This is a genomic window from Caballeronia mineralivorans PML1(12), from assembly GCF_001028175.1.
In the GTDB taxonomy this organism is placed as follows: Bacteria; Pseudomonadota; Gammaproteobacteria; order Burkholderiales; family Burkholderiaceae; genus Caballeronia; species Caballeronia mineralivorans.
In genome coordinates, this window is the sequence record NZ_AEJF01000178.1 from 1 (window position 1) to 24,133 (window position 24,133).

Genomic DNA, 24,133 nt, shown 5'->3' on the forward strand with positions numbered 1-24,133 from the left:
CCAGCCAGCCGAGCCGTGCCGCGCCGAGCGCCGCACCGGTTTCGCCGCCGCCGTGCGTGCGTGTGCGGGTGTTGAGGGCATCGGCTAATAACTGGCCCCAGTACTTGCTGCGCGCTCCGCCGCCCAGCAGCGACAGCGCGTGCACTTCCGTGCCGGCGGCTTGCAATGCATCGAGGCCATCAGTCAACGCCAGCGTCACGCCTTCGAGCACCGCATAACCGAGCAGCGCGCGATCGGTCGCGTGTGTCATGCCGAAGAACACGCCCTGCGCGTACGGGTCATTGTGCGGCGTGCGTTCGCCACTAAGGTAGGGCAGGAACAGCGGTGCGATGTCGAGCGCGGCGGGATCGAGCGCGGCGATTTCAGCGAGCAGCGTGGGTTCGTCGGTGGAGGTGAGTTTGCAGACCCAACGCAGACAACTCGCCGCCGATAACACCACGCTCATTTGATGCCAGCGATCGGGAATGGCGTGACAAAACGCATGTACCGCCGACGATGGATTCGGCCGGAAGCGGTCGCCGACCACGCACAGCACACCTGATGTCCCCAGCGAGAGGAAACCATCGCCCGGTTCCGTCGCACCGATACCCACCGCGCTGGCCGCGTTATCGCCGCCACCGGCCGCGACGACCACGCCATCGCGTAATCCGAGTTCGCGGGCAAGTGCGGGCAGCAGCGTGCCCGACGGCTCGCTGCCTTCGGCCAGCGCCGGCATTTGAGCACGGGTCATATCGCAGGCGGCGAGCAGTTCATCCGACCAGTCGCGGCGCGCGACATCGAGCCATAACGTACCGGCGGCATCCGATGGATCGGACACCTTGGTGCCCGTGAGATGCAGCCGCAAATAATCTTTCGGCAACAGCACGCATGCTGTTCGCCGGAAAATATCGGGCTCGTTGTGCTTGACCCACAGGAGTTTGGGCGCAGTGAAACCGGGCATCGCGAGATTGCCGGCAATCCGGTGCAACTCCGATGCGCGCTCCGTCAGCTCGTCGCACTCCTTGTCGCTGCGCATGTCGTTCCAGAGGATCGCGGGACGCAACACGCGGTCTTCGGAATCGAGCAGCACCGCGCCGTGCATCTGTCCCGACAAACCGATACCGCGAACCTGCGCGAACTCTTGCGGGAATTTATCGCGTAAAGCGAAGAGGGCGGCGCGCGTGCCGTCCCACCAGTCGAGCGGATTTTGCTCGGACCAGCGCGGTTTCGGACGCGATACGGTGAACGGCGTGCCTGCCGTACCGACGACGCTGCCGTCGCTCGCGAGCAGCAGGACTTTTACTTCGGAGGTGCCGAGATCGATGCCTAAATACATGGACGAACCCTTGATGAAGGCTTGAAGCGGAGAAAACCGGAGGCGCTAATGTAGCGCCGCTGCCGGTGTTGCGCCATTGGCAATAACACCGGACGGTCGTCAAGACGTTTGATTTGAGCAGCTCAGGCGCGCTTGGCGAGCCATGCATCGACACGGCCAAGCGCCGCGCGCAGCACACGTTCGAGATCGGCGCTTTGGGCGAGGCTGCCCCAGAGCAATTTATCCGCGACGAAAGCCTTCACGGGATCGGCTGATTCAAAGAACGCGTGCGCCGTGGCCGGGTCCATCACGCCGTCCTGATACGCGTACGGCAGCTTGCCTTCGTGCCAGCGCTCGAGGAAGCGGAAGAACAGCGCGGGCAACATGGCGGTGGCGTTCGGATCCACCTGGCGCGCGAAACATTCACGCAAAGTCGGCGCGATAAAACCGGGGATCTTCGAGAAGCCATCGGCGGCGACGCGCTGGTTTGTGTCCTGGATATACGGATTGACGAAGCGATCGAGCACCACATCGCGGTATTTGGCGAGGTCGATAGGGCTCGGCGAGAGGCACGGAATCACGTCTTCGGTGACGTAGGCATCGGCGAGCGCGCGGATATCGGCGTCTTGCGTGCCTTCGTGAATGTATTGATGCCCGACCAGCGTCCCCGCCCACGCAATACAGCTATGCGTCGCGTTGAGAATGCGGATCTTGGCTTCCTCGTACGGCAACACCGAGTGGACCATTTCCGCACCGACTTTTTCCCAGGCCGGCCGCCCCGCGATGAATTCGTCCTCGATCACCCACTGGATAAACGCCTCGCCCATGACGGGGGCTTTATCGTCGAAACCGGTGGCGGCGAGCACGCGCTCGCGGACATCGGGCGTGGGGCGTGGCGTGATGCGATCGACCATCGCGTTCGGGCACGACGTGTTGGCGATCATCCATTCGCGCAAAGCTGTTTCGCCGCGCAGTTGCAGGAATTCGAGCATGCCGGCCTTGAAGCGATCGCCGTTACTACGGAGGTTGTCGCAGTTCTGAAGCGTCACCTTGCCCGCGTTCTGCTTCATGCGAGCATCGAGAATGGCGGCAAGCGCGCCATAAATCGTTGTGCGCGCGCCTTTCAGATCGGCGGCGAGATCGGGATTTGCCGTATCCAGCCGATGATGTTCATCGAGGTAATACCCGCCCTCGGTCACCGTGAACGATACGATTTTGCACTCGGGCGCCGCGCCCGCCGCGACCAGCGCGTTCAGGTCCGCGGCCCACGGCACGACCTTCTTGATCGAGCGAATGGTTTCATACTTGCGCACGCCCTGCGGCGTGACGGTTTCCAGCGTGTAGAGACCGTTTTGCGCGGCCAGCGCCTCAAGAACTGCATTCATGTCGCCGCGAATATTGCCGACCGTCAGCGACCAGCGGGTGTCTCCTGACTCGATCAGCTTGTGCAGATACCACGCCTGATGCGCACGATGAAAAGAACCCGCGCCGATGTGCAGGATCACGTCGGCGGCTGCGTGGCTTTCGGTAGTCATGTCGTCCTTCCTCTGATCTGGATGCGCCGCATAAGATGCCGGGCGCTGTGCTGTGTCTCGTGTCGTAGCGCGCGGGTTTGGGTGGTGCCAATTCGCGTTGCTACGATCATTTGCTCGTTCTGTGAGCGAATGATCGTATTCGATTCGATGAAAGTCAAGGCACTGCGCAGCATTTTGGTTTTATGTTTTTGCGCGGAGTTTTTGCGGCTATGTGGACGCTCTGCAGTGACTTAAGACGCTATTGCGTTGCACAAAATTTGACTCTGTAACGGCTACGGACTAACCCCAATGCAAAAAAGTATCGGTGGGCGGTCTCATTTTCAGTGGTGAATAAATCGTGACAGGGATAATTTCCAGTCATGGCAGGCGCGACGTGATTGGTCCAGAGCGCCGAAAAACAAAAGCGGGTCAGGAGGAAGACAGATGCACACCATACTGAGTGCCACGTCGTGCCGGTGCGGAACGTGCGGTTACTGCCGCGCGGCGCGCACCGACGCTCGCCGCGCCAATATCGTCCAGCCGGACCTCGAACTGGTTGCTGTGCCCCGCGATGAGTCGTTCAAGGTCTGGTCGCACGGTTATCCGTACCGCACCGTGCGCTGGCATTTTCATCCCGAGTACGAGATCCAGCTCATCACCACAACGAGCGGCAAGTACTTTGTCGGTGACCATATCGGTAACTTCGCACCTGGCAATCTCGTGATGATGGGACCGAACCTGCCGCACAACTGGGTGAGCGACGTGCCGCAGGGCGAACATGTCGACGAACGCTGTCTGATCCTGCAATTCGATGCTGAATTTGTCGCGCGCGCCATCGACGTATTCCCGGAACTGAAGCGCGTCGAACCTTTGCTCGATGCGTCGTGCTGGGGTCTTTTGTTCACGCCGGAAACGGGCGCGGCCGCCGAGCCGATCATGCGCGAGATGCTGGTTGCGCAGGGCGTGCGGCGCATCACCTTGTTTCTGGCGCTGCTCGACTTGCTCGTGCAGAGTGTTGACCCGGTCAAGCTGGCGAGCGCGGCGTATCGTGCGGACCCCGCGCGTTATGCCGAGACACACATCAATCACGTGCTGTCTTATATCGGCAAGAACCTCTCGCAGGAGTTGCGCGAAACCGAACTCGCGGAACTTGCGGGACAAAGCGTCAGTGCGTTCTCGCGATATTTTCGCCGCCATACCGGGTTGCCGTTCGTGCAATACGTGAACCGGCTGCGTATCAATCTCGCGTGTCAGTTACTGATGTCTGGTGAACTCAATATCACCGATATCTGCTATCAGGTCGGCTTTAACAACCTCTCGAATTTCAACCGGCAATTCCTGTTGCTGAAGGACATGTCGCCGTCACGATGGCGCGCGTATCAGCAGCTTAATGCTGCTAGCGCGACCGAACCGCCCGACGCTGCGCGGGTTCCGGAAGTAATCGTTTAGCGCCTCTTTTCACCGATAGACCGCAAAACGCGGTGCTTGCAAAAGCACCGCGTGGGACGAACTCGTCCTGGCGGTTTTAGTTTTGCCACGCAGTGCCCCGAGTCAAACCAAGTCGAATCAACAACAGATGGAGACAGCCATGCACGCTTTCCTTTTACCGAAGAAACTCGCCTTAGCCACGTTGGGTTTTGCCACGGCGCTCGCAATGACCGCCGCTCAAGCCGCTGAGCCACTGAAGATCGGCATGACGTTTCAGGAGCTGAACAACCCGTATTTCGTCTCCATGCAGAAGGCATTGAACGAAGCGGCGGCGTCGATCGGCGCGCAAGTGTTCGTGACCGACGCACATCACGATGTCAGCAAGCAGGTGAGTGACGTCGAAGACATGTTGCAGAAGAAGATCGACATCCTGCTCGTGAATCCGACTGATTCCACCGGCATTGTCTCGGCGGTGAACTCGGCGAAGAAGGCGGGCGTGGTGGTCGTTGCCGTCGATGCGAACGCGAACGGTCCTGTGGACTCGTTCGTCGGATCGAAGAATTACGACGCGGGCTTGATGTCGTGCGAGTACTTGGGCAAGGCGATCGGCAGCACGGGTGAAGTGGCGATCCTCGACGGCATTCCCGTTGTGCCCATTCTCGAACGCGTGCGCGGCTGCAAGGCAGCGTTGGCCAAGTTCCCGAACATCAAGCTCGTCGATACACAGAACGGCAAGCAAGAACGTGCGACCGCGCTGACCGTCACCGAGAACCTGATCCAGGCGCATCCGAATCTCAAGGGCGTGTTCAGCGTGAACGACGGTGGTTCGATGGGCGCGCTCGCGGCTATCGAAGCATCGGGTAAGGACATCAAGCTGACGAGCGTCGACGGTGCGCCCGAAGCCATCACGGCGATGCAGAAGCCGGACTCGAAGTTCATCGAGACGTCTGCGCAGTTTCCACGCGATCAGGTGCGCATTGCGATCGGGATTGCGCTCGCGAAGAAGTGGGGCGCCAATGTGCCGAAGGCGATTCCTATCGACGTGAAGATGATCGACAAGAGCAACGCCAAGGGCTTTAGCTGGTAAGCGGCTTGTACCTAATGCACGGTCCGGCAGGTGACCACGATGAACTCCATTCTCAGACTCGACAACATCACGAAGAGCTTTCCCGGCGTGAAGGCGTTGCAGGGCATTCATCTCGACGTCGCCGCCGGCGAAGTGCATGCGCTGCTCGGCGAAAACGGCGCGGGCAAATCCACGCTGATGAAAATTCTCAGCGGCATCTATCAGCCGGACGAAGGCACGATCACGCTCAATGGCGAGACCCGCGCGTTCGCGGATTATCACGATGCAGTCGCGGCGGGCATTGGCATCGTGTTCCAGGAATTCAGCCTGATTCCGTTTCTCAACGCGGTCGAGAATATCTTTCTCGGGCGTGAGTTGAAGAAAGGTTTGTTGCTGGATCGTGCGGCCATGCGGCGTTCGGCGGCGGCGATTTTTGCGCGGCTGAAAGTGGACATCGACTTGTCAGTGCCGATTCGGGAACTGTCCGTGGCGCAGCAGCAATTCATTGAAATCGGCAAGGCGCTGTCGCTTGAAGCGCGCATCCTGATCCTCGATGAACCCACCGCCACGCTCACGCCGTCAGAAGCGGAACATCTCTTCGACATCATGCGCGAGCTGAAGACGCAGGGCGTGGCGATGATCTTCATCTCGCATCATCTCGATGAGATTTTCGAAGTCTGCGATCGCATCACGGTGCTGCGCGACGGCCAATACGTAGGCGATACAGCCGTTGCTGATACCGACGTCAGCCGCCTCGTGGAGATGATGGTCGGCCGCAAGATCGAGAACAGTTTCCCGCCGAAGCCCGCTCCGCGCGCCGATGCAAAAGCCGTGCTCGAAGTCGAGGCACTGCAGATCGACAAGGACGGACCCGTCAACGCGTTCGTGCTGCGCGAAGGCGAGATTCTCGGCTTCGCGGGACTGGTCGGATCGGGACGCACGGAGACGGCGCTCGCGGTGATCGGCGCCGATCCGGCGCATGTGAAGAAGGTGAAAATCAACGGGCGTGAGATGAAGCTCGCGGACCCGGCCGCGTCGCTGGATGCGGGCATCGGCATCCTTCCGGAAAGCCGCAAGACCGAAGGCCTGATCACTGATTTTTCGATCAGGCAGAACATCTCGATCAACAACTTCGGCAAGTATCGTCAGGCGCGCTTTTTCATCGATCAACGCAACGAAGCAAGAACGACCGCCGCGATCATGAAGCGGGTAGGCGTGAAGGCGCCGACCATGAACACGCAGGTTTCAACGCTGTCCGGCGGCAATCAGCAGAAGGTGGTGATCGCGCGCTGGCTGAACCACCACGCGAACATCCTCATCTTCGATGAACCCACGCGCGGCATCGACGTGGGTGCGAAAACGGAAATCTATCTGCTGATGCGCGAGCTCACCGAGCGGGGCTACGCAATCATCATGATCTCGTCGGAGCTGCCGGAAATCGTAGGCATGAGCGATCGCGTGGCGGTGTTCCGGCAAGGCCGCATAGAAGCCATTCTCGAAGGCGAGCAGATCACCTCGAATGCAGTCATGACGCACGCGACGACGGCTAGCGCCGGGTCGATCGAGCAGGGAGTCAGCCATGAGTAAATTATCGATGGAACCTAAAACCGGCACCGTGGATTCCGCATCACCAGGCTCGCCCGTGCGGTTCACCTGGGCAGGCCTCAAACGATCGACGATCTTTTATCCGTTCGTCGGATTGATCGTGGTGTGCTTCGTCATGGTGTTCGCCAGCAATAGTTTTCTGTCGGCGGCGAACATCGAGAACATTGCGCGGCAGGTGTCGATCAACGCAATCATCGCCGTCGGCATGACGTGCGTGATATTGACGGGTGGCATCGATTTATCGGTGGGATCGGTGATGGCGCTGTCCGGCACGCTGGCGGCGGGCTTGATGGTATCGGGCATGAACGCGGTCGCAGCGCTCGTGGTCGGCATTGCCGTCGGACTCGGCTTTGGTGTGGCGAACGGCATCTTCGTGGCGTTTGCCGGCATGCCGCCGATCATCGTCACGCTTGCGACGATGGGCATCGCGCGCGGGCTTGCCCTGATCTACACGGGCGGTTATCCGATCGACGGCTTGCCCGACTGGGTCGCGTTCTTTGGCAATGGCAAGGTGCTCGGCGTTCAGATGCCGGTGGTCATCATGCTCGTGGTCTATCTGCTTGCCTGGGTGTTGCTCGAACGCATGCCATTCGGGCGATACGTCTACGCGATCGGCGGCAACGAAGACGCCACGCGATTGTCTGGCGTGCGAGTGGCCCGCGTGAAGCTGATTGTGTACGGGCTTGCCGGATTGACATCGTCGCTTGCAGCCATCGTATTGACTGCGCGCTTGATGAGCGGTCAGCCGAATGCAGGCGTTGGATTTGAACTCGATGCGATCGCGGCGGTGGTGATGGGCGGAACATCCATCTCGGGTGGACGCGGATCGATTGTCGGCACCTTGATCGGCGCGCTATTGCTGGGCGTGCTGAACAACGGGTTGAACATGGTTGGTGTGAACCCGTATGTGCAAAACGTGATCAAGGGTGGAATCATCTTGTTAGCGATTTACATCAGCCGCGACCGCCGCCGTAAGTGAGTAAAGAATAGGACCAGGCTAGAAAGCACCTTGTTTAAAGGCATTTTCAGGCGGAACCACGAAACCATGAAGACTATAACGAGCGCACTATGAGCACATCAAATGAAGCAACGAGGATGACCGCGATTGTTTGCCACGCACCGAAGGATTACCGGGTCGAGAAGGTGCGGCGACCGACGGCGGGGCGTAATGAACTGGTAATTCGCATAGCCGCGTGCGGGATATGCGCAAGCGATTGCAAATGCCATTCGGGCGCCAAGATGTTCTGGGGCGGCCCTAGCCCGTGGGTGAAAGCGCCGGTCATTCCGGGTCACGAGTTCTTTGGGTACGTCGAAGAACTGGGCGAAGGCGCGGCGGAACATTTTGGCGTTGAGTCAGGCGAGCGCGTGATCGCCGAGCAGATCGTGCCCTGCGGAAAATGCCGCTATTGCAAGTCGGGGCAATACTGGATGTGCGAGGTGCACAACATCTTTGGTTTCCAGCGCGAGGTCGCAGATGGCGGCATGGCGGAATACATGCGAATCCCGCCGACGGCAATCGTGCATAAAATCCCGGACGGCATATCGCTTGAGGACGCCGCGATCATAGAGCCGTTGGCATGTGCGATTCATACGGTGAATCGTGGGGATATTCAACTCGACGATGTGGTGGTGATCGCGGGTGCTGGGCCATTGGGTCTGATGATGACGCAAGTAGCGCATCTGAAGACGCCGAAGAAACTGGTCGTGATAGATCTGGTGGAGGAGCGCCTGACGCTGGCGCGCGAATACGGTGCGGACATCACGATCAATCCAAAGAACGACGATGCGCTCGAGATCATCAAGTCGATCACGGACCAGTATGGATGCGACGTCTACATAGAGACGACCGGTGTGCCGATAGGCGTTTCGCAGGGCCTGGAGATGATCCGCAAGCTGGGGCGTTTTGTTGAGTTCTCAGTGTTCGGAAGCGATACGACGGTGGATTGGTCGATCATCGGAGACCGGAAGGAACTGGACGTGCGGGGGGCACATCTGGGACCGTATTGCTACCCGATAGCGATCGATCTACTCGCGCGTGGCTTGGTGACATCGAAGGGCATCGTCACACATGGCTTCTCGCTTGAGGAGTGGGACGAAGCCATCAAGATCGCGGACTCGCTGGACTCGATCAAGGTGTTGCTAAAGCCGCGATAATATAGGCCGAGCAAAAGAAACGCCGCCTTAAGCGCGAGCGGAAAATACCGGGACATGGAGCTAGGCGATGGCGTACGTAATAGGCGTTGACATAGGCACTCAGAGTACCAAGGCTTTGCTGGTCGACCTGGAGGGGAAGATCGTCGCGCAGCATGCGAGTGCATACCATCCCGATACACCGAAGCCGCTGTGGGCGGAGCAGTGGCCATCGGTCTGGCTGGATGCTGTCAAGGCGACTATCAAGGCCTGTGCGGAGAAAGCGCTTGCCAAGGGCGTCTCCAAGGCAGACATCAAAGCCGTTTGCATCAGCAGCTTGTACGGCGGCTCGGGCATCCCTGTCGATAAGGAAATGTGTCCGCTATATCCCTGCCTGATCTGGATGGACCGCAGAGCAACTCAGGAAGTGGAGTGGGTTGAAAGGAACATCGACACCAAGCGCCTGAAGCAGATCACAGGCAATGGCATAGACAGTTACTACGGCTACACGAAAATGCTTTGGCTGAAGAACAATCAGCCGGACGTCTGGAACAAGACTCGTTATTTCTTGCCGCCTAACGCGTACATTATTCACGAGCTGACAGGAGAGTTGGCGGTGGACCATAGTTCGGCGGGCAACATTGGCGGCGTGTATGACATTGAGCAGCGTAAGTGGTCGGAAGAAGCGCTAACCATGCTCGGCATTCCACAAACGATGATGCCTTCGCGACTCGTGGATTCATCGGCGGTGGTGGGCGGCTTGCTGCCCGAACGCGCCGCGGAACTTGGGTTAGAAGACAACACGCCGATAATCGCGGGCGGCGTCGATGCGGCCGTCGCGACCTTCGCAGCAGGCGTAACTCGCGCGGGCCATCACGTCGCGATGATCGGCACGAGCATGTGCTGGGGTTACATCAATCAGACCGTCGATGCGAGTCATGGCTTGATCAGCATGCCGCACGTCTACAACTCGCAGCAGGACATATACATCTTCGGTGGTGCGATTACCGCGGGTGCGTCGGTCACGTGGTATCGCGAACAGTTTTGCCACGCGGAAACGGAGGCTGCGAAAGCCACGTCTCATGGCGATCCGCACAGACTGCTGGAAGAAGCGGCGGCGAAAATAGCAGCGGGCTCCGATGGCGTCGCCTTCCTGCCTTACTTGATGGGCGAACGCAGCCCCGTGTGGGATGCAAAAGCCAGCGGTACGTTTGTTGGCTTGAGCCTGTATCACACGCGTGCCACGCTGTATCGCGCGGTACTGGAGGGCGTTGCCTTCGCGCTCAAGCACAACATGGAAGCTGGCCGCCGCGGCGCGCAATCGCTTGATGACAAACTTATCGTGGTCGGCGGTGCAGCGCATTCCGACTTGTGGATGCAGATTATCGCGGACGTTACGGGCTATCCGGTCTGGTCCATCGAAGAAGAGGTCGAAGCGGCGATGGGCGCAGCATTGCTCGCGGCGCTGGGCACGAACCTGATTACGCGCGAGACCGCTGAGGGCGGCTGGGTGACGCTGGTGGAACGCGCGAAGCCTGACGCTGAACGCCAGAAGTTATACGCCGAGCGCTTCGGTGTGTATGTCGATCTCTATCCGGCATTGAAGCCGATCATGCATCGCTTGCAGGCATCGTGAATCATGCAAACACATTTCGATTTCAGCGGACAGTCGGTGCTGGTCACGGGTGCATCGAGCGGTATCGGGCGAACGACGGTCATTCATCTGCGTGCAGCGGGTGCACGTGTCGTCGCGGCGGCGCGCAATGAACAAGCCCTGCAAACCCTCGCCGATGAAACCGGCTGTGAGCCTTTGGTTCTCGACGTATCGGACCCCGCGCAGATAGCGGACGCTTTAAAAAATCTCGACGCCTTCGATGGCCTCGTCAACTGCTCGGGCACGACGGCGCTGGACAAGGCTATCGATTTCACCGCTGCTGATTTCGATCAGCTCATGGCTGTGAATGCGCGCGGCGCGGCGCTGGTTGCGCAGCAGATAGCGCGCGCGATGATCGCGGCGGCGAAGAAGGGCAGTATTGTGAATGTATCGAGTCAGGCGGCGCTGGTCGGCATTGAAGATCACCTGGCGTATTGCGCGTCCAAGTCCGCGCTCGATGCGATCACGCGCGTGTTGTGTCTCGAACTCGGACCGCATGGGATTCGCGTGAACAGCGTCAACCCAACGGTCACGCTCACGCCGATGGCGGTTAAGGCATGGAGCGAGCCCGCTAAACGCGATCCGGCATTGAAGGCTATCCCGCTGGGCCGGTTCGTCGAGCCTGACGAAGTCGCCGCGCCAATCTTGTTCCTGTTAAGCGATGCTGCCGCGATGATCTCGGGCATCGTGATGCCTGTCGATGGCGGTTTTACCGCGCGGTAGGCCCGCTTAAATCCCACCGGGCCCAATCGCATGCGCTTCAAACGCGGGCCCCTGCACAAAACTCACATCGAATTGCTGAAGCGCTTCGAACTGCGCTTCATCGGCCACATGACTAAAGATCAGCGGAATCTTCAGCCGATGCGCATAGCCCACCAGCGGCTTCACCACTGAATCCCGCAACGCGGCACCTGCATCCATCTTGATGAAGTCGAGCCGCGCCATATCCGACACCGACATGATCTGCCCGGCGTTCGGCAAATTTCCCGCGACCTTGAACCCGTACCGCTGGTAACTCTTCACGAGATAACCCAGGAAAGTCCGATGCGCGACCGCCGCCGCCGGCAACTCAATCACGATGCGTGCCGGATTCAACCCAAACTCGATCAGCACCGAAGAGAAGTGCTTGCCGTGGTCGTACTTCACGCTCTTGAGCAAACGCTCATGCACTCGCAGGAACAACAAACCCGGCCGCTGCGCGCCGAAGAAATTGAACGCATGCAACGCGCGCGAAAGACGGTCGAGTTCGACCAGCCGTGGGTCATCGTCCATTTGTGCGAATGGATCGAACGACGCGCCATCGCCGGTGAGCGTCAGCGCCTGAAAACCGAGTTCGTCGCCGAATCGCTCCGCACTTTCCACCGATGCCGTCAGCGACTGCGGCAAGCCGCGCGTGGTGACATCGAAGATGGGTTCGTAGGCGCTGGCGAGGCAAAACCCCTCGTAATACGCGATGGCCGTGCCTGAGCTCGCTCCTTCGCCCATGACAATGCGCGCGCCGGGAAACGGGTAGTCGGAGGCGCGCGAGACGAGTTGCTGGACGGTTGGCGCGATCATGAAGGAGGTTTGTGAGCGGTGTAGCGTCGATGGTAGCAGCGCCACGCCTGATGCCTTGCACAAAATACACATATTGATATGCACCGAAAGCCATCCACCGCTTATGCATAGGGTTAACAATAGTTTCACTTATCGTAATTCGTTTTACTATTCGTAATTGATGTGATGATCTTTCAGGAGACTCTTATGGCTGGTGAGAAGAAATTTGCGTCGCAGGCTGATCTGGCGGAAAAGAAGGTGACGTTCGAGCGTCTTTCCGAGCACGCATACGCGTACACGGCGGAGGGCGATCCGAATACGGGCATCGTGATCGGGGACGACGCGGTGCTCGTGGCCGACACGCAAGCCACGCCCGTCATGGCACAGGACGTGATTCGCCGGATCCGCGAAGTCACCGACAAACCCATCAAGTACATCCTGCTCACGCACTATCACGCCGTGCGCGTGCTCGGCGCGTCGGCGTATGGCGCGCAGCAGATCATCGCGAGCCAGGACACGTACGATCTGATCGTCGAGCGCGGCGAGCAGGACATGAAGAGCGAGATCGAGCGGTTTCCGAGGCTTTTCAATGCGGTCGAATCGGTGCCCGGGCTGACTTGGCCGACACTCACCTTCAAAGGTGAGATGACGCTCTGGCTCGGCAAGCTCGAAGTAAAGATCATGCAGCTTGGCCGGGGCCATACCAAGGGCGACACGGTGCTCTGGTTGCCGCAAGACAAGGTGATGCTGTCCGGCGATCTGGTCGAATACGGCGCGACGCCTTATTGCGGCGATGCGTATTACCAGGACTGGCCGGCAACGCTCGATGCGCTCGCGGCCTTTAATCCCGAGAAGCTCGTGCCGGGCCGCGGGGCGGCGCTGAAGACTTCGCATCAGGTGGCGGACGGTATCGCGGGAACGCGGGCTTTTGTGAGCGAACTGTTCAATCAGGTGAAACTGGGCGCGGCGGCCGGCAAGGATCTGAACGAGATTTACAAGCTCACGTATGCAGCGCTCAAGCCGAAGTTCGGCGACTGGGTCATCTTCGATCACTGCATGCCGTTCGACGTCACCCGCGCCTTCGACGAAGCTACGCAATATCGCGATCCGCGCATCTGGACTGCCCAGCGCGACAAGGAAATGTGGGAAACACTCGAAAGTTGAATGGGCACGGAAACGATCATGGCTATCGACTTTCAGACGCTCACGTTCGACTATCGGCGCTCGCCGGATCAAAGCGGCGACGGGCAGCTCCATCCGGTCGTGGTGATTGGCGCCGGGCCGGTGGGTCTTGCAACCGCGATCGACCTCGCGCAGCAGGGCACGCCGGTCGTGCTGCTCGACGATGACCACACGTTGTCGTCGGGATCGCGCGCTATTTGTTTTGCGAAACGCACACTGGAGATCTTCGATCGGCTCGGCTGCGGCGACCCTATGGTCGCGAAAGGCGTGAGCTGGAAGGTAGGCAAGGTGTTTCTGCAAAACGAGCTGCTCTACGCGTTCGATCTGTTGCCCGAAGCGGATCATGCAAGGCCCGCGTTCATCAATCTGCAGCAGTACTACGTCGAAGGGTATCTGGCGGAGCGGGCGCGCGAGTTGCCTTTGCTCGATGCCCGCTGGCGCAACTTGGTCACGGGGATTACGCAGTCGGATGAATGCGTGTCGCTGCAGATCGAGACGCCTGACGGTCCGTACACCCTGCGCGCCCGTTACGTGGTCGCGGCCGACGGCGCGCGCAGTCCCGTGCGCGCGTTGATGCATCTCGACACCCACGGCCGCACCTTCAAGGATCGGTTTCTAATCGCCGATGTGCGTATGAAAGCCGACTTTCCCACCGAGCGCTGGTTCTGGTTCGATCCGCCGTTTCATCCGAATCAATCGGTGTTGTTGCATCGACAGCCGGACAACGTGTGGCGTATCGATTTCCAGTTGGGATGGGACGCTGATCCGGTCGCTGAGAAGACCCCCGAGCGCGTGATTCCGCGCGTACGGGCGTTGCTCGGACCGGATGTGGAATTCGAACTGGAATGGGTGAGCGTCTACACGTTTCGATGCCAGCGCATGGATAAATTTCGTCACGGCCGCGTGCTGTTCGCGGGCGATTCGGCGCATGGCGTGTCGCCGTTCGGCGCGCGCGGCGCGAACAGCGGCGTGCAGGACGCGGACAATCTTGGCTGGAAATTGAAGCTGGTCATTGACGGCATCGCGCCCGATGCCTTGCTCCACAGCTATGCGAGCGAACGCGAAGCCGCCGCCGATGAAAACATCCGCCACTCCACGCGTTCAACCGATTTCATCACGCCGAAGAGCGAGGTATCGCGCGTGTTCCGCGATGCCGCTTTGCGGCTCGCGAAGGATTGTGCGTTCGCGCGGCGGATCGTGAATAGTGGAAGGTTATCGACGGCTTCGGTCTTGCACGACTCGCCGCTGAGCACGCCGGATCGCGATGTCTTCGATTGCGCGCTCGTGCCGGGCGCAGTGGTTGCGGATGCGCCTGTGTTGGTTAATGGACGTGATGGACATGAGGGGTGGTTCTTGCAGCAGGTGGGGTCGTCGTTTGCGGGCGTGCTGTTTGGTGAATCCTTCGATGCGCTCACCACGCTGCAGCATCTGCATCCGCAGACGAAGCTTGTGTTGGTTGTGCCTGCCGGTTCCGATATTCAAACGCGCCATGGAATCGATGTCCTAGAGGACGTGAAGGGCCTGCTGGCCGAACGCTTCGATGCACGCCCCGGCACGTTCTATCTCTTGCGCCCCGATCAGCACATCGCGATGCGTGCCCGCTCCCTCGATCCACACGCCGTGCGCGAAGCGCTCGCCCGCGCGACGTGCACGCTCAACGAAACCCAGTCCGCATGATGAGGCCCGCCATGCTCGATACCACCTTGCGCCTCGCCGATCCCGATGCCTTCTATGAAGCGCTGATCGATATGCATCGCGATCTTGGCAACGATGAAAGCCAACTGGTGAACGCGAAGCTGATCTTGCTGCTGTCGAACCAGATCGGCGATATGAACGTGCTGCGCGAAGCGATGTCGCTGGCGCGCAGCGGTGTCGCGACTATCGCTGCGCGCGCATGAAATTGTAGAAAAGGACAAGCCATGAAACCAGAATCGCCCGGCGCATTCGCGAGCCACACCGACACGAGCCGCCACTATCAATCGGGTTTCGCTGCCGACTTTGCCACCGAAGCATTGCCCGGCGCGCTGCCGCTCGGCCGCAATTCGCCGCAGCGCGTGAACTACGGTCTCTATGCCGAGCAGCTGTCGGGCACGGCGTTCACCGCGCCGCGAGGACATAACCGGCGCTCGTGGTTGTATCGGATACGGCCGGCGGCGGTGCATCAACCGTTCACTCAGATCGAAGGAGATAGCCTGCGCACAAAGCTCGTCGCGAACTTTGCCGAGGTGCCGCCCACGCCGCCTAACCAACTGCGTTGGGACCCGCTGCCGATGCCCGACGCGCCCACGGATTTTATCGATAGCTGGGTGACGATGGCCGGCAACGGCGCGGCTGAATCCATGCACGGCTGCGCGATCCATCTCTACGCCGCTAACCGTTCGATGCAGGAGCGCTTTTTCTACAGCGCCGATGGCGAGTTGCTGATCGTGCCGCAGGAAGGGCGCTTATCGATTGCAACGGAACTTGGCCGGCTCGACATAGAACCGCTCGAAATCGCCGTCATTCCGCGCGGCGTGCGCTTCTCCGTCACGCTGCCGGACAACACCGCGCGCGGCTACATTTGCGAGAACTTCGGCGCCTTATTAAGGTTGCCGGACCTTGGGCCCATCGGTTCAAACGGCCTCGCCAACCCGCGTGATTTCCTCACACCTCACGCGGCCTATGAAGACCGCGAGGGTGCATTCGAACTCGTCGCGAAGATGAACGGCGTGCTGTGGCGCGCGGATATCGGCCATTCGCCGCTGGACGTGGTCGCCTGGCACGGCAACTACGCACCGTACAAATATGATCTGCGGCTCTTTAACACCATCGGTTCAATCAGCTTCGATCATCCCGATCCGTCGATCTTTCTCGTACTGCAATCGCAGACGGATACGCCGGGTGTGGATGACATCGACTTCGTGATTTTCCCGACGCGTTGGCTCGCGAACGAGGATACGTTCCGGCCGCCCTGGTTTCATCGCAACGTCGCGAGCGAGTTCATGGGTCTCGTGCATGGCGTGTACGACGCGAAGTCCGAGGGGTTCATGCCGGGAGGTTCGAGCCTGCATAACTGCATGTCGGGACATGGGCCGGACGCGGGGACCTTCGAGAAGGCATCGAACGCCGATACATCGAAGCCCGTGAAAGTAGCCGACACCATGGCGTTCATGTTCGAAACCCGTACGCTGATCAAGCCGACCCGCTTCGCCCTGGAAACCGCGCAGCTGCAGGCGCATTACTACGAGTGCTGGCAGGGGCTGACCAAACATTTCAACCCGGAGCAACGATGAGTTTTTCAGCCGGTCCGAACAACGAAGCTAATCCAGCGCTCGAAGCGACGCGTGATCCATCGCTGAAAAGCTGGATCGAATCGGCTAACGACCCCGCCGGCGACTTCCCGATCCAGAACCTGCCGTTTGGCATCTTCACCGATGAAGTCAATCCGCTGCCACGCGCGGGCGTAGCGATCGGTGACTGGATTCTCGACCTCGCGGTTGTGCATCGCGCACGGCTGATCGAATGCGAACCCGTGTTCGCGCGGCCGACACTGAACGCGTTTATCGCGTTGGGACGCGTTGTCTGGCGGCATGTGCGTATTCAGTTGAGTACGCTGCTCGCAGCCGATTGCGACACGCTGAAAAACGATACCGCGCTGCGCTCGCGTGCGTTGGTGCCAAGGGCGAGTGCGACGCTGCATCTGCCCATCGATATCCCCGGTTACACGGACTTTTATTCATCGAAGGAGCACGCGACGAACGTCGGTTCGATGTTCCGCGATCCCAAGAACGCGCTGCTGCCGAACTGGTCCGAGATGCCGATTGGTTACAACGGGCGGGCTTCATCGGTGATCGTGAGCGGCACGCCGGTGCGGCGGCCGAGCGGCCAGATCAAGCTGCCGAGCGAAGACCGGCCGATGTTCAGTGCATGCCGCAAGCTGGATATAGAACTGGAGACGGCGTTTATCATTGGCGTGGGGAATGCGCTGGGGGAACCTATCGACTGTGAGAACGCCGAGTCGCATATCTTCGGCATGGTGCTGCTCAACGACTGGAGCGCTCGCGATATCCAGCAATGGGAATACGTGCCGCTCGGGCCGTTCAACGCGAAGGGTTTCGCGAGCACCATCTCACCGTGGATCGTCACGCTCGATGCGCTCGAACCGTTCCGTACGGCCACGCCGAAGCAAGACCCGGAGCCGCTTCCGTATTTGCGCCACGCCGGCAATCATGCATTCGATATTGAACTCGAGGTGCATCTTCGGCCCGCGCTGGCCGAATCGGCGACGAAGCTCACGCGGACTAACTTCAAGCTGATGTACTGGTCGATGGCGCAGCAACTCGCGCATCACACGGTGGCGGGCTGCAATACGCGCGTGGGCGATCTGATGGGCTCCGGCACGATCAGCGGCGCAACACCAGACTCATGCGGCAGCCTGCTTGAAATGACGTGGAACGGACAGCGCCCGATCGCGCTCAAAGGCGGCGGTGAGCGCAGGTTTATTGAGGACGGGGATGAGCTGACGCTCGCCGGATGGTGTCAGGGCGAGGGGTATCGCGTGGGATTCGGCGAGTGCAAGGGCGTGATTTTGCCTGCGCGTGGCGTGGCGGAGTAGAGCAGGCGGCGTAGCACGACCCCGCAGGCACCTGCTAAGCCGCCTGCCCGATACTTGCCCGCCGTGCCCGCCGTGCCCGCCGATCCAGCGACGCCGACAGCAAGGTCAACCCGAATGCGCCGCACGCCATCAGCACACCCACCCACGGTAACGTGCCAAGCGACGCACCCGCGCCGATCGCCATGCCGCCAAGCCACGCGCCCGTCGCGTTGCCGAGATTGAATGCGCCCTGATTCAGCGTGGACGCGAGGTTCGGCGCATCGCTTGCGCGGTTCACGATCAGCATCTGCAGTGGCGGCACGATGGCAAACGCGAGCACGCCCCAGATGAAGATCGTGATCATCGCGGGAATGGGGGAATGCATGGTCGCGGCGAAGAGGGTCTGGACCATGACGATCGACACAAGGAGCGTCAGCAGCGAGCGCAACAGCTTCCAGTCCGCGAGCTTGCCGCCAAGCGTGCTGCCCACCGTCAGCCCGAGGCCGAACAGCAGTAGTACGAGCGTGACCGCGTGCGGTGAAAAGCCGGTGACGTCTTCGAGAATCGGCGTGATGTAGGTGAACACGGAAAAAAGACTCGCCGATGCCAGCACGCTAATGCCCAGCACTATCAGCACTTGCGGATTCTTAAGCACGTTGAACTCGCGCAATATGCTCGATTCCCGCATCTCGATGTGCTTTGGCAAGCACACAGCCAGCGCGCCGGCGGCGGCCAAACCGATCAGTGTCACCACCCAGAACGTGGCGCGCCATCCTGCGGCCTGACCGAGTGCGGTGCCAAGCGGCACGCCGAGCACGTTCGCGAGCGTGAGGCCGGTGAACATCAACGCAATGGCTTGCGCGCGGCGGTTAGGCGCGACCAGATCCGCCGCAACGACCGAGCCGATGCCAAAGAACGCGCCGTGACAGAACGCGGTCACAATACGCGCGCCCATCAGGACCCAATACCCCGGTGCAATCGCACACAGCATATTGCCGACGATAAAGACACCCATCAGGCTCATCAGCGCTTTCTTGCGCGGCATTTTCGCGGTGACGATAGCCAGAATCGGCGCACCGATAGTCACGCCGAGCGCATAACCGGACACGAGCATGCCGGCGGCGGGTATCGATACCCCGAGATCCCGCGCGACGTTGGGCAACAAGCCCATGATGACGAATTCGGTCGTGCCGATGCCGAACGCGGCAATGGCGAGGGCGAGAAGGGGCAGAGGCATGGGGTAAGCGGTGACTGATGCTTGCCGGTCGCGCGTTATCGGGGTGAAGAACGCAGGCTCGGGCGAGCTGAAGGGATCAAATTGTACCGAACGTTTTTGGGTTTGCTTGGTGAAAACCCTGAGATTTGTGCAGTTGATTCAACGAGTTGGATTTTTCGGCGCTTCTGCGAGCCGATCTGTTGCTTTTCGCCACCGGGCGGACTAGGTTGCGGGTTCTTGCTTTTCAACAAGGATGTTCATGACTGCACTTCGGCGTATTTGCCCGTTGATCGTTGCTGCGCTGCTGGTATTTGCGACTGTGAGGGCGTTCGCCCAGGAGGCCGATGCCAGTGCCGGCCCGATCCGGACCATTGGCGGCAGCGTTTTATTCGTTCAGCAAGGGAATGGTTTCGAAGCGCAAATCGATGGCAAGCCGTTCGACCGGCTAAACGCGGGTCGTATCGCGCATTTCGACGAGGCGTCGGGCGCGCGAATGATTGTCGAAGCATTCGATAGCGGGGCTCCGGAACTCGTGTTCTACGATTTCAGCAAACGGCCGCCCGCGGTCGAACGCATAGGAAGGCGGATGAAGCTGACCGGCGTGTTCTGGCAAGGCGATGAAGTCGTGCTTAAAAGCGCCGATGGCTGGTTCAGGTTCCAGCGCGGGACGCTGACGAAACTGGTGTCATCGAAGATGATTTATCACTGAATCCGTACGGGTACCACCCGCTCACCATGGCAAATGCCATGCCATCCTGCCTCAACGGCACCGCAATACCGTTGCAGGATTAATTGTATGAAGAATAAGTTGATTATCAGCACGGCCGATTTATCGCCTGGGAAGTGGGGAGCCGTCACGCCCGCTGAGCGCAGCGCCACGAGCTGCGTGCCGCCTTTACGAAGCGTCTGCAGGACGGCTTCGTCGAGAATGTCGTTCACGAACGGGCATACCACCGCACAACCGTGAGCAAGAATGGCCGTCTGTGCGTCGAGCTGCGATTCCTGGAACTGCAGGGTGTAACCAAACGCCGCGTTTGCCTCCGTAAAGGCGTCGCGATCATATTGCCGGCTGCTGAAGACGATCACATGAATCGACATCGAACGATCTCCCTGCCAGCCTGGAAAAGCCGGTCAGTTAGTTAGCCACGGCGCTGGCCGGCGGTACCATGGAAAGCCGCGCGAGAACGCTTTCCGGCTGCGGCAATCCGACTTCTGCGCCCGGACCCATATGTTCGAGCGTGTAGTCAATGAACGCGCGCGTCTTGGCCGGCAGATACTGTCGTCCCGGATAGACAATAGACACCTTCACGTCCGGATCGTCGATAGCATAATCGCCTAGCACGCGTACCAGCGAGCCGTCTTCCAGATCCGCTGCGACAATACCTTCCGGGATGATCGAAATGCCCATGTGCGCAAGCGTGCCGAGCCGCACCATCAATGCGCTGTTGACCGTATAGACCGGCGCGAGCGTGACCTGGTCGGCGCTGCCGTTGGTGCGATGCCGGAAGTGCCAGGTTGCACTGCGCATTTCGCTGGGCAGCGCCACGAACGCGTGGTGCAGCAAGTCGGCCGGTGAGCTGGGCGAACCGTGTTCTTCAAGATAAGCGGGCGTGGCGACGGGAATCAGCGTGTTGGTGGCGACTGGGCGTTCGACCAGCGCCGTGCTCGACACCATGAATGCCGTCACAATACCGACGTCGAATCCGTCCTCCACCAGATCCACATGACGCTCGGATAACGTCAGCCGGACGTTCACCTTTGGATATACCTGCCGGAAGCCGTCGATAAGCGGCGTCAGCGCCATCAGCGAAAGCGATCCGGATGCCACCACACGCAATGTGCCGCTGGGGTCGCCTTCCGTATGCGCCACCATTGACTCGAGATGATCCAGTTCTTCGAGCAATGCGCGGCATCCTTCGAGATAACGGGTACCGGCTTCTGTTAGTGAGAGGTTACGAGTGGTGCGATTGATTAACCGGGTGCGTAAATGCGCCTCCAGCATTGCAATAGCGCGAGTAACGAGCGCGTTTGATACATCGAGTTGTTGTGCTGCACGTCGAAAACTTTCGGTTTCCGATACCCGTACGAACACCCGCATGGCATGAATTTGATTCATCGTCTCTTACCTCTCAGTGTCCAAAACAGCGTGGACTGCATTGCGCTTCTCAGGGCACGCAGCGTTTTTTGATCGATGCCGAAAAGCGTATTGACACCTATGCGGAATTACAATATCTACTTCAGTTCTTGTATGCATTCCGCATTAATCGCAAGACTTTCACATTTGCTAAATCATTGCAATGAAAAATTACACTTCTCCTGATTTTGGAATGGGTGGTCTGATTTATAAAGATTTTTGTTTCAAGACTTGTGTTACACGATTCAGTTTTTGCTGTGGCCGAAAAGCCACTTGTCTTATTGTATGCAAACGGCCGGCCGGATTCGCCGACATGGTCATGCAACAAGGATGTTGAGCCGAGACAAGATCCATAAAGGATTTTGCCAATGACGATGTCTTATTGAGACCAAATGCGCCGGCCATATGCCGGAAATGAAAGATCGGTGTTGAATTCATGTTCTCCCGACTTGACGGCCAGCAAACTGACATGCAAGAGGTTCAATATTCAACGACTGCGGAATTGCTGTGATAATTAATCGAATTTTTAATTTTGGTCATTCCAGGCCGCTTGATCGTTACGTTTAAATAATCAATAGAGGCGATAATTTCATGATCTGGAACTTGTTCGCAAGTCAACCCGAAATTGCATTGTTCGCGAGTCTCGCAATCGGCTTTTTCGTTGGCTCTTTCAAGTTGGGACCCATACAACTCGGTGGTGTATGCGGCACTTTGATCGTTGCGCTGGTTCTCGGGCAAAGCGGGGCACGCCTTTCACCGGACTTGAAGAACATCGCATTTGCCCTGTTCATCTTCGCGCTGGGCTTCACCGGCGGACCGCAATTCTTTGCGAATATCGGACGGGGCTGGCGTTATGGCCTCCTTTCCGTCGTCGAATTGGTCGTCGTACTCGGGCTGGTGCTCGGTGCCGTTGCGCTTTTCAAGCTCGATCGCGGCACCGCGGCTGGTTTGCTTGCCGGCGCCGCGACGGAATCGGCCGTGGTCGGCACGGCGTCCGAGGCAATCGGCAAACTCGCGCTGCCTGCTGCCGAGATCGCCCGGCTGCAGGCCAACATCGTTACTGCCTACAGCGTGAGTTACCTGTTCGGGCTCGTCACCATCGTGTTATTCACCAGCCAGATCGCGCCGCTATTGCTGCGCGTGAATCTGCGCGATGAAGCCGAGCGCCTGTGGCGTGCACTCGGGGGCGACAGCGCACTGACCGAGGGGCAGCGGCCGGCGGCCCCTTCGCTCGTGGCCCGTGAAGTCCGCGTCACGGCTGCGGCGGATTTAAGCGTCGATACCCTCGAAAAACGCTATGGCAACGAACTTACCGTCGGACGTGTCATGCGCGGCCGCTCGCTCGTGAAAGCGCAGCCGAATCTCGTATTGAAGAAAGATGACCGGATCGTGATCGGCGGGCGTCGCGCCGTACTCGTGCAGGCGCTGCCTTCCATCGGCGAGGAAGTCGCCGGCAGCGACGTCGCCGATATCTATGCCGACACCCTCGACGTCATGCTCACGCGGCGCGAAGTGCATGGCCTGACGGTGGCGCAGATGCGTGCGCGCGCGACGCCTGCCGATGGCCGCGGCGTCTATATCTCGGCTGTCACGCGGTTGGACAGCACGATCCCGGCGCTACCGGGCACGGAACTGCATCGCGGCGATGTACTGACGCTGATCGGCGCGACCGAGGACGTGCGGCGCGGCGCGGCGAAGCTGGGCTACGTGGTGAGCAGGACGTTGAAAACCGACTTCGTGTTTCTCGGTCTCGGCGTGATTGCAGGGATTGTCGTGGGGCACTTGAGCGCGCGTGTCGGCGGCGTGCAGATCACGCTGGGCACGGGCGGCGGCTGTTTGCTGTCGGGGCTGCTGTTCGGCTGGATTCGGTCGCGCTTTCCGGTGATCGGTTCGTTGCCTTCCGCCGCCGCGCAAGTGCTCAAGGACTTCGGGCTGTGCACGTTTATCGCCGCGGTCGGGCTGGGGGCGGGAGCGGACGCCATCCGCCTGATCCGCGAATACGGCATTGCGTTGCCGTTGGCGGGCGTGGTCATCACGCTCGGACCGGCGCTGGTGTCGCTCGCGGTCGGGCGCTGGCTGCTGAAACTCGAAGTGCCGATGTTGCTCGGCGCAATCGCCGGGCAACAGTGCAGCACGCCCGCGATCAGCGCGCTGGTCGGGGTGACGGGCAATGCGACCCCGGTTATCGGCTACACGATCACCTACGCGTTGTCGAACGTGCTCCTGCCGCTGATGGGGCCCGTGATCGTCGGGCTCGCAGGCAAGCTGGGATGAACAGGTTTTCGTCGTAGAAAGCGGGATGGGCGCGCAGGTGGATGCGTCGTTTTTAGCGGGTCGGGCAGGGCACACGAAACTAGCGAGGGCGTTATGGAATGGATACACCAGGTCTTTACGAAATCACCGGAAATCGCACTATTCCTGTCGCTCGCGGCGGGGTACTTCATCGGCCAGATCAACTTCGGTAAGTTCCAGCTTGGCGGCGTGGGCGGATCGTTGCTGGCGGCGGTGGTCATCAGCCAGTTTGGCGTGCAGATCGATAACGGCGTCAAGTCCGTCATGTTCGCGGTCTTCATCTACGCGGTCGGCTACGACTCCGGACCGCAGTTTTTCAACTCACTGTCGCGCAAGACGCTGCGTGAGATCGCTATGGCGGTGTTTCTCGCGGTAACGGCGCTCGCGACGGTGCTGGTGTGCGCGAAGCTCTTCGGCCTGAACAAGGGCATCGCCGCGGGGCTGGCCGGCGGGGCGTTGACGCAGTCCGCGATCATCGGCACGGCGGGCGATGCCATCGCGCGGCTCGG

20 protein-coding genes and 1 pseudogene are annotated in these 24,133 nt (G+C 59.9%); 15 read left to right on the top strand and 6 right to left on the bottom strand.

What is annotated here, in order from left to right; all coding sequences use genetic code 11:
* On the bottom strand, nt 1-1,315 hold a 1,315-nt coding region (gene xylB / locus EOS_RS30255; protein WP_047895883.1), incomplete at its 3' end, for a xylulokinase.
* A 122-nt stretch (nt 1,316-1,437) separates the two neighbouring features.
* A complete protein-coding gene (gene dalD / locus EOS_RS30260; protein WP_047895884.1) occupies nt 1,438-2,829 on the bottom strand; it encodes a D-arabinitol 4-dehydrogenase in 1,392 nt (463 codons plus the stop codon).
* 423 nt (nt 2,830-3,252) lie between these two features.
* On the opposite strand from dalD, the gene EOS_RS30265 reads away from it, so the two are divergent.
* From EOS_RS30265 to EOS_RS30295, 7 genes are all read left to right on the top strand, one after another.
* Complete coding sequence (locus EOS_RS30265; protein ID WP_082163566.1) at nt 3,253-4,257, top strand: AraC family transcriptional regulator; 1,005 nt, start codon at nt 3,253-3,255, stop codon at nt 4,255-4,257.
* A gap of 205 nt (nt 4,258-4,462) precedes the next feature.
* A complete protein-coding gene (locus tag EOS_RS30270) occupies nt 4,463-5,323 on the top strand; it encodes a substrate-binding domain-containing protein (protein WP_235443012.1) in 861 nt (286 codons plus the stop codon).
* Nucleotides 5,324-5,362: 39 nt separating this feature from the next.
* Complete coding sequence (locus EOS_RS30275) at nt 5,363-6,889, top strand: sugar ABC transporter ATP-binding protein (RefSeq protein ID WP_047895886.1); 1,527 nt, start codon at nt 5,363-5,365, stop codon at nt 6,887-6,889.
* A 7-nt stretch (nt 6,890-6,896) separates the two neighbouring features.
* Nucleotides 6,897-7,886 (top strand): ABC transporter permease, encoded by a 990-nt coding sequence (locus EOS_RS30280; protein WP_235443013.1) that lies wholly within the window; start codon nt 6,897-6,899, stop codon nt 7,884-7,886.
* 89 nt (nt 7,887-7,975) lie between these two features.
* Nucleotides 7,976-9,061: an alcohol dehydrogenase catalytic domain-containing protein gene (locus EOS_RS30285; RefSeq protein ID WP_047895888.1), complete on the top strand. Its 1,086-nt coding sequence runs from the start codon at nt 7,976-7,978 to the stop codon at nt 9,059-9,061.
* Nucleotides 9,062-9,128: 67 nt separating this feature from the next.
* Nucleotides 9,129-10,673: an FGGY-family carbohydrate kinase gene (locus EOS_RS30290; protein WP_047895889.1), complete on the top strand. Its 1,545-nt coding sequence runs from the start codon at nt 9,129-9,131 to the stop codon at nt 10,671-10,673.
* A gap of 3 nt (nt 10,674-10,676) precedes the next feature.
* A complete protein-coding gene (locus EOS_RS30295) occupies nt 10,677-11,414 on the top strand; it encodes an SDR family oxidoreductase (RefSeq protein ID WP_047895890.1) in 738 nt (245 codons plus the stop codon).
* 6 nt (nt 11,415-11,420) lie between these two features.
* Here the strand turns inward: EOS_RS30295 and EOS_RS30300 are convergent, their stop codons facing one another.
* A complete protein-coding gene (locus EOS_RS30300) occupies nt 11,421-12,248 on the bottom strand; it encodes an EAL domain-containing protein (RefSeq protein ID WP_047895891.1) in 828 nt (275 codons plus the stop codon).
* 186 nt (nt 12,249-12,434) lie between these two features.
* Here EOS_RS30300 and EOS_RS30305 point away from each other — a divergent pair, with 186 nt between their 5' ends.
* The 5 genes from EOS_RS30305 to fahA are packed head-to-tail and all read left to right on the top strand — an operon-like array spanning nt 12,435 to nt 18,003.
* The gene (locus EOS_RS30305; RefSeq protein WP_047895892.1) at nt 12,435-13,391 is read left to right on the top strand and encodes an MBL fold metallo-hydrolase; all 957 of its coding nucleotides are present in this window, start codon (nt 12,435-12,437) and stop codon (nt 13,389-13,391) included.
* Between the two features lie 18 nt (nt 13,392-13,409).
* Nucleotides 13,410-15,086, top strand: a complete 1,677-nt coding sequence (locus EOS_RS30310) for an FAD-dependent oxidoreductase (protein ID WP_047895901.1) — start codon at nt 13,410-13,412, stop codon at nt 15,084-15,086.
* 11 nt (nt 15,087-15,097) lie between these two features.
* Nucleotides 15,098-15,307, top strand: coding sequence for a DUF2783 domain-containing protein (locus EOS_RS30315; protein WP_087882017.1), 210 nt, complete (start codon nt 15,098-15,100; stop codon nt 15,305-15,307).
* Between the two features lie 21 nt (nt 15,308-15,328).
* Nucleotides 15,329-16,681, top strand: coding sequence for a homogentisate 1,2-dioxygenase (hmgA, locus tag EOS_RS30320; RefSeq protein ID WP_047895893.1), 1,353 nt, complete (start codon nt 15,329-15,331; stop codon nt 16,679-16,681).
* The gene (gene fahA / locus EOS_RS30325; protein WP_047895894.1) at nt 16,678-18,003 is read left to right on the top strand and encodes a fumarylacetoacetase; all 1,326 of its coding nucleotides are present in this window, start codon (nt 16,678-16,680) and stop codon (nt 18,001-18,003) included. Before hmgA ends, fahA begins: the two co-directional genes overlap by 4 nt.
* Before the next feature lie 34 nt (nt 18,004-18,037).
* Here the strand turns inward: fahA and EOS_RS30330 are convergent, their stop codons facing one another.
* Entirely contained in the window at nt 18,038-19,219 is a 1,182-nt protein-coding gene (locus EOS_RS30330; protein ID WP_047895895.1) for an MFS transporter, read from the bottom strand.
* Between the two features lie 238 nt (nt 19,220-19,457).
* On the opposite strand from EOS_RS30330, the gene EOS_RS30335 reads away from it, so the two are divergent.
* A complete protein-coding gene (locus EOS_RS30335; RefSeq protein ID WP_047895903.1) occupies nt 19,458-19,907 on the top strand; it encodes a hypothetical protein in 450 nt (149 codons plus the stop codon).
* Nucleotides 19,908-20,056: 149 nt separating this feature from the next.
* Here the strand turns inward: EOS_RS30335 and EOS_RS48350 are convergent.
* Together EOS_RS48350 and EOS_RS30345 are read right to left on the bottom strand one after the other, a co-directional pair.
* Nucleotides 20,057-20,290, bottom strand: a pseudogene (locus tag EOS_RS48350) (2-hydroxyacid dehydrogenase); the annotation flags it as partial.
* A gap of 43 nt (nt 20,291-20,333) precedes the next feature.
* Nucleotides 20,334-21,314 carry a LysR family transcriptional regulator gene (locus EOS_RS30345; protein WP_047895897.1) on the bottom strand — a complete coding sequence of 327 codons (981 nt, stop codon included), beginning with the start codon at nt 21,312-21,314 and terminating at the stop codon, nt 20,334-20,336.
* 609 nt (nt 21,315-21,923) lie between these two features.
* Between EOS_RS30345 and aspT the strand changes: the two genes are divergently transcribed.
* Nucleotides 21,924-23,606 carry an aspartate-alanine antiporter gene (gene aspT / locus EOS_RS30350; RefSeq protein WP_047895898.1) on the top strand — a complete coding sequence of 561 codons (1,683 nt, stop codon included), beginning with the start codon at nt 21,924-21,926 and terminating at the stop codon, nt 23,604-23,606.
* A gap of 93 nt (nt 23,607-23,699) precedes the next feature.
* On the top strand, nt 23,700-24,133 hold a 434-nt coding region (locus tag EOS_RS30355; protein ID WP_047895899.1), incomplete at its 3' end, for an aspartate-alanine antiporter-like transporter.

What these genes read in the sequence shown, in the direction of transcription:
- EOS_RS30285 (WP_047895888.1), top strand. Translation starts at nt 7,976, where the DNA reads ATGAGCACATCAAATGAAGCAACGAGGATGACCGCGATTGTTTGCCAC.
- EOS_RS30290 (WP_047895889.1), top strand. Translation starts at nt 9,129, where the DNA reads ATGGCGTACGTAATAGGCGTTGACATAGGCACTCAGAGTACCAAGGCT.
- EOS_RS30280 (WP_235443013.1), top strand. Translation starts at nt 6,897, where the DNA reads ATGGAACCTAAAACCGGCACCGTGGATTCCGCATCACCAGGCTCGCCC.
- EOS_RS30265 (WP_082163566.1), top strand. Translation starts at nt 3,253, where the DNA reads ATGCACACCATACTGAGTGCCACGTCGTGCCGGTGCGGAACGTGCGGT.
- EOS_RS30275 (WP_047895886.1), top strand. Translation starts at nt 5,363, where the DNA reads ATGAACTCCATTCTCAGACTCGACAACATCACGAAGAGCTTTCCCGGC.
- EOS_RS30305 (WP_047895892.1), top strand. Translation starts at nt 12,435, where the DNA reads ATGGCTGGTGAGAAGAAATTTGCGTCGCAGGCTGATCTGGCGGAAAAG.
- hmgA (WP_047895893.1), top strand. Translation starts at nt 15,329, where the DNA reads ATGAAACCAGAATCGCCCGGCGCATTCGCGAGCCACACCGACACGAGC.
- EOS_RS30300 (WP_047895891.1), bottom strand. Translation starts at nt 12,248, where the DNA reads ATGATCGCGCCAACCGTCCAGCAACTCGTCTCGCGCGCCTCCGACTAC.
- EOS_RS30270 (WP_235443012.1), top strand. Translation starts at nt 4,463, where the DNA reads ATGACCGCCGCTCAAGCCGCTGAGCCACTGAAGATCGGCATGACGTTT.
- EOS_RS30345 (WP_047895897.1), bottom strand. Translation starts at nt 21,314, where the DNA reads ATGAATCAAATTCATGCCATGCGGGTGTTCGTACGGGTATCGGAAACC.
- fahA (WP_047895894.1), top strand. Translation starts at nt 16,678, where the DNA reads ATGAGTTTTTCAGCCGGTCCGAACAACGAAGCTAATCCAGCGCTCGAA.
- EOS_RS30315 (WP_087882017.1), top strand. Translation starts at nt 15,098, where the DNA reads ATGCTCGATACCACCTTGCGCCTCGCCGATCCCGATGCCTTCTATGAA.
- EOS_RS30330 (WP_047895895.1), bottom strand. Translation starts at nt 19,219, where the DNA reads ATGCCTCTGCCCCTTCTCGCCCTCGCCATTGCCGCGTTCGGCATCGGC.
- EOS_RS30295 (WP_047895890.1), top strand. Translation starts at nt 10,677, where the DNA reads ATGCAAACACATTTCGATTTCAGCGGACAGTCGGTGCTGGTCACGGGT.
- EOS_RS30310 (WP_047895901.1), top strand. Translation starts at nt 13,410, where the DNA reads ATGGCTATCGACTTTCAGACGCTCACGTTCGACTATCGGCGCTCGCCG.
- dalD (WP_047895884.1), bottom strand. Translation starts at nt 2,829, where the DNA reads ATGACTACCGAAAGCCACGCAGCCGCCGACGTGATCCTGCACATCGGC.
- aspT (WP_047895898.1), top strand. Translation starts at nt 21,924, where the DNA reads ATGATCTGGAACTTGTTCGCAAGTCAACCCGAAATTGCATTGTTCGCG.
- EOS_RS30335 (WP_047895903.1), top strand. Translation starts at nt 19,458, where the DNA reads ATGACTGCACTTCGGCGTATTTGCCCGTTGATCGTTGCTGCGCTGCTG.